The following is a 4770-nucleotide window of genomic DNA, read 5'->3' as shown; positions in this document are numbered from 1 at the left end:
ATCCCTGGATTCACGTTGATATCGCGGGACCTTCGTTCCTGAAGTCGGCTCGAGGGTATCATTCCGTAGGAGGTACCGGCTTCGGCGTCCGGCTGATCGTCGAATACCTTCGTGAGTTTGTGGCCCTGGCCCAGAAGTAGTTAAGGCCGTGCTGAAGAGAAAAGAAATCAGCGCTGAACAGGCAGATCGACCACGGATCGCCGTGACGATGGGCGACTCGAACGGCATCGGGCCGGAGGTGATCATTCGCTCGCTCTCCGATGCTCGACTCGGCCGCTACATCGATGCCTTTGTAGTCGGCTCCGCAGCGGTTGTTCGACAACACATGGACAACCTGGGCCTCCGCGACTTCAGTCTGTCCGTCCATCCGGACACCAGCGGACGGATCACTGTTCTCGATGTGGTTCCGGAAGAGAAACCGACCGTCGAGTTTGGAAAAGTTACGGCGACATCGGGCCGTCTGGCCATGCTGTCTGTCGAACGTGCCGTGCGTCTTTGCCTCGGTGGTGAAGCGGACGCCATGGTGACGGCGCCGATCTCGAAGGAGGCGATTCATCTGGCCGGCTTCAGCTTTCCGGGTCACACGGAATACATCGCGAGCCTGACCGGTACCGAGAGCTTCACAATGATGATGGTGTCGGACAATCTCCGGATCGGTCTCGTCACGGCGCATCTCCCGGTTGGAGATGTACCGGAAAATATCACGCAGGAGTCGATTCTGGAGAAGATCCGGGTTATTTCAGCGAGCTTGAAAACGGATTTCGGCGTAGAGCGGCCCAAGATTTCAATTCTGGGACTGAATCCTCATGCCGGCGAGGGAGGAGTCCTCGGACGCGAGGAAAAAGAGACGATCATTCCGGCCATCGAGAAGGCGATCGCGGAGGGCTATCTGGTTTTTGGGCCCCACGCAGCGGACGGGTTTTTCGGCACCCGCGCGTATATGTCGACGGACGCGGTACTTGCGATGTATCACGATCAGGGACTTGTCCCGTTCAAGACGTTGACGTTCAATAGCGGGGTGAACTTCACGGCGGGTCTTCCGATCATCCGCACTTCTCCGGATCACGGAACCGCATTTGACATAGCCGGCAAGGGCAAGGCTCAGCCCGATAGCCTCCGGACGGCACTGTATGTGGCCACCGACGTGGCGCGGCGGCGGTCGCACGCGTCAGGCACGCCTGCCGCCAATGATTGAGGACGGGTCTGCACGACCTGCCGATGCCGAGCCCTACGCGGCGCTTGCATCGGTGTACGACGCGGTCATGGAGCACGTCGACTACGTTCACTGGGCGGAGTATATCCTCTCACTCATCCGAACTTACCGGCCCGATGCGCGAGATGTGCTCGAACTGGGTTGCGGGACCGGCAGTCTTGCCGTCGAACTGACCACGCTTGCCTCGTACCGATACATGGCGACCGACGCTTCACCGGCAATGATCGAAGTAGCCCGCCGCAAGATGACCATACACGGCGCGCGGGTTCAGTGCCAGGTGGCCGACTTCCGTGATCTCACCCTTGAAGATCAGTTCGATATCGCCCTGCTGCTTTACGACGGCATCAACTATCTCCTTTCAGAAACCGAGATCAGGAGGATGCTTTCGGGCGCACGCCGCCACCTGAGACGAGGCGGTATTTTCATCTTTGATCAAAGTACTCCGGCCAATTCACTCAACAACGTGGAGTCGTTCGCGGACTCGGGCGAGTCGGAAGAAGGCTTTTTTGCGAGAAAGAGTCGATTCGATGAAGAGACAAACCTTCATCACACAACGTTCGACATTTCGCTTAGGAACGGTGAGTTTCACGAACATCACGTGCAGAGGGCGTACGCCGTGGACGAGATGTGTGCACTGATCGGGCCCGCGGACTGGGACGTTATCGCTACGCTTGACGGTTTCTCGCGGGAGCCCGCAACGGGATCAAGCGAACGTGTACACTGGATTCTGGAGGCGGTCTGACATTTCTTCTTATGATTGTTGGTACTTTGTTCGATCTAATGAGGAGGTTGTTTTCCCACCAGCGCAGTTCCCCATCTCGTGATTGATTTCAAGAACGTCACGGTATCCTACCCGCTCCCGCAGGGTGGATCGCGAACCGTCTTTGCCAACTTGTCCGTCAAGATCGGGCGGGGTGAGATGGTCTACCTCATCGGTCCCACTGGAAGTGGAAAGACAACTCTGCTTCGGTTGCTCTACATGGACCTCGTCCCCAAGAGCGGGGTGACGTCGGTTGGAGACTACCGGAGCGATTCGATAAAGCCGAAGGAGATCCCGTTTCTGAGGCGGTCGATCGGCGTAGTATTCCAGGATTTCCAGCTGTTGAGCGATCGAAATGTGTTCGACAACGTCGCATTTGCACTGTATGCGACGGGAAAGAGTGGAGCCGTCGTCAAGAACCGGGTGTTGCAGGTGTTGTCGCGCGTTGGCCTGAGTCACAAGCGGCGGCGTTATCCGCACGAGTTGTCGGGTGGAGAACAGCAGCGCGTGGTCATTGCGCGGGCAATCGCGAACGAGCCGTGGATACTGCTGGCGGACGAGCCCACGGGCAATCTGGATCCGGCCGTCGCGGATGAGACGCTAAAGCTCTTGATCAGCCTCCATCGACAGGGGATGACCCTTTTGATGGCCACGCACGACTACCGGCTGGTCAAGTCCTACCCGGCCCGAACGCTCGCTTTCATGAAGGGCCAGCTCGTGGACGTCGATCCCGCGACGCTCTAGGTTCGGGGCACAATAAGGCGGTTCGTTTGAAAGCCCCTTGACAGGTCTGTATATTTTGCGTCGATCTGTCTTCGCTCCTGTAACGCCTGAGTGCCACGGTAGCCACTCTTTCCGGTGCTGAGGCGTCTGCTGTCCACTTCTGAAGCTAACCGAGGGATGTCCGCATGGAATGGTTGGAAGCGATTGTTTCGTGGCTGGAGGATTTCATCTGGAATCTGGGTATTCCTGTTGCGGGCGAAGAAATACCGTATGTCGTCATCGCACTGCTGGGCACCGGCGTATTTCTCACTCTGCGACTGGGCTTCATACAGCTTCGCCGGCTGGGACACGGGTTCGCAGTTACATCGGGCAAGTATGACGATCCGAACGAGCCCGGAGACGTGTCGCATTTTCAGGCACTGACTACCGCGTTGTCGGCTACGGTGGGCATCGGGAATATTGCCGGAGTGGCGATAGCGATACACTGGGGCGGCCCGGGTGCATTGTTCTGGATGTGGATCACGGCATTTCTGGGGATGGCGACGAAGTACAGCGAGGTCACGCTGGCTCAGAACTTCCGAGAGGTTGAGACCGAATCGGGCCGTCTGGTCGGCACGGTTTCCGGCGGGCCGATGTACTACATCGAGCGCGGGCTGGGGCGCCACTGGAAGCCTCTCGCGGTGTTCTTCGCGATCATGCTCGGTTTCACGGCCTTCCTCACCGGTAACGCCGTGCAGGCCAATACGGTGGCCGACACAATGAACACCGAGTTCGGAATACCGGTATGGGTGACCGGATTGCTTACGGCCGGAATCGTGGCAGCTGTCGTGCTCGGTGGCATCCGGCGTATCGGACGTGTGACGAGTATTGTCGCGCCGGTCATGGCGGCCGTCTACGTACTGGGCGGGTTTATCATTATCGCTTCGAACATCGATGCGCTCATGCCGGCGTTCGCCACGATCTTTGCGGAGGCCTTCAATCCGACAGCGGGTGTCGCAGGTACGGGAGTCGGGGCTATTCTGACAACGATGATGTGGGGCGTGCGGCGCGGTCTGTTTTCGAATGAAGCCGGTCAAGGTTCGGCGCCCATCGCGCACGCCGCGGCTCGAACCGACGAACCCGTATCGGAAGGGGTCGTCGCCCTGCTAGAGCCCTTTATCGACACGATCGTGATCTGCACGATCACCGGGCTCGTGATCATCATGACCGGCGTATGGAAGGAAGCCGTGCCGACCGAGTTCACCCTCGCAGCCGGAGACATTTCGTATCTCGAAGAGGATGCGAACGGTAACATCGAGCGCATGTCGGCGGCAGACGCGCCGGCCGAGGTACCGATCGAAGCCGGCATACAGAACTCCAGCGTACGGTTCGCCTGGCACGAAGTGGCTGTCGAAATGCTCTATGTCGACGTTAATCGGCAGAAGCCGTTTACCGGTCGTATCAAGCCGCAACTCGGTGTTGCCGTCGGCGAGGACGGAGCAGAGATGTCGATACTGTATGGCAGTGCAGTAGAAAGCGGTGCTCCGCTCACCATGCTCGGGTTCAGAAGGGGCCTGCCTGGAACGTGGGGTCGCTTCATTGTGCTCATCAGCGTGCTGCTGTTCGCGATCTCGACGGCGATCTCGTGGAGCTACTATGGCGATCGCTGTGCCAACTACTTGTTCGGACCCAGGGCAATTCTTCCGTACAAGATCGCTTTCGTCGGCATGCACTTCTTCGGCGCCGTCGTGTCTCTTCAGGTCGTCTGGACACTGGGTGATGTCGCGTTGGGAATTGTTATTCTGCCCAACCTGTTGGCGCTTGTTCTGCTCTCCGGGAAGGTGAGAGACTTGACGCGCAGCTACTTCGAGCGTAAACCGTGGCTCGAAAATGCCGAAGTGCATCGTCGCCTCAAGGAAGAGCGCAAATCTGAATCGTGACGTCCGAAGTGGGCGTCAGGGGCGAGGCTTGATGGGATCGGAAATCATAATAGTTGACCATCCGTTGCTCAAGAGGGATCTGACGATTCTTCGGAGCCGGGACACTCCTCCGGGTTTATTTCGAAAGACACTTTCGGATGCCGCGGCGATAATGG

At 58.3% G+C, this 4770-nt stretch carries 6 protein-coding genes; all 6 read left to right on the top strand.

Features of this window, described 5'->3' with window-relative positions; all coding sequences use genetic code 11:
• Nucleotides 1-140 (top strand): hypothetical protein (locus tag HKN37_04030; protein NNE45809.1); only part of this gene is annotated, 140 nt, incomplete at its 5' end.
• Between the two features lie 68 nt (nucleotides 141-208).
• Entirely contained in the window at nucleotides 209-1195 is a 987-nt protein-coding gene (gene pdxA / locus HKN37_04025) for a 4-hydroxythreonine-4-phosphate dehydrogenase PdxA (GenBank protein ID NNE45808.1), read from the top strand.
• The gene (locus HKN37_04020; GenBank protein NNE45807.1) at nucleotides 1188-1955 is read left to right on the top strand and encodes a class I SAM-dependent methyltransferase; all 768 of its coding nucleotides are present in this window, start codon (nucleotides 1188-1190) and stop codon (nucleotides 1953-1955) included. Before pdxA ends, HKN37_04020 begins: the two co-directional genes overlap by 8 nt.
• A 78-nt stretch (nucleotides 1956-2033) precedes the next feature.
• Nucleotides 2034-2717 (top strand): ATP-binding cassette domain-containing protein, encoded by a 684-nt coding sequence (locus HKN37_04015; GenBank protein ID NNE45806.1) that lies wholly within the window; start codon nucleotides 2034-2036, stop codon nucleotides 2715-2717.
• A 164-nt stretch (nucleotides 2718-2881) separates the two neighbouring features.
• Nucleotides 2882-4615 carry a sodium:alanine symporter family protein gene (locus HKN37_04010; GenBank protein NNE45805.1) on the top strand — a complete coding sequence of 578 codons (1734 nt, stop codon included), beginning with the start codon at nucleotides 2882-2884 and terminating at the stop codon, nucleotides 4613-4615.
• A 31-nt stretch (nucleotides 4616-4646) separates the two neighbouring features.
• Nucleotides 4647-4770, top strand: a 124-nt coding sequence (locus HKN37_04005; GenBank protein NNE45804.1) for a uracil phosphoribosyltransferase, incomplete at its 3' end; no start/stop codon positions are given.

This window comes from Rhodothermales bacterium, assembly GCA_013002345.1.
Taxonomy (GTDB): Bacteria; Bacteroidota; Rhodothermia; order Rhodothermales; family JABDKH01; genus JABDKH01.
Note: the sequence above shows the minus strand (reverse complement) of the source record. Positions and strands in the feature narration are given on the sequence as shown.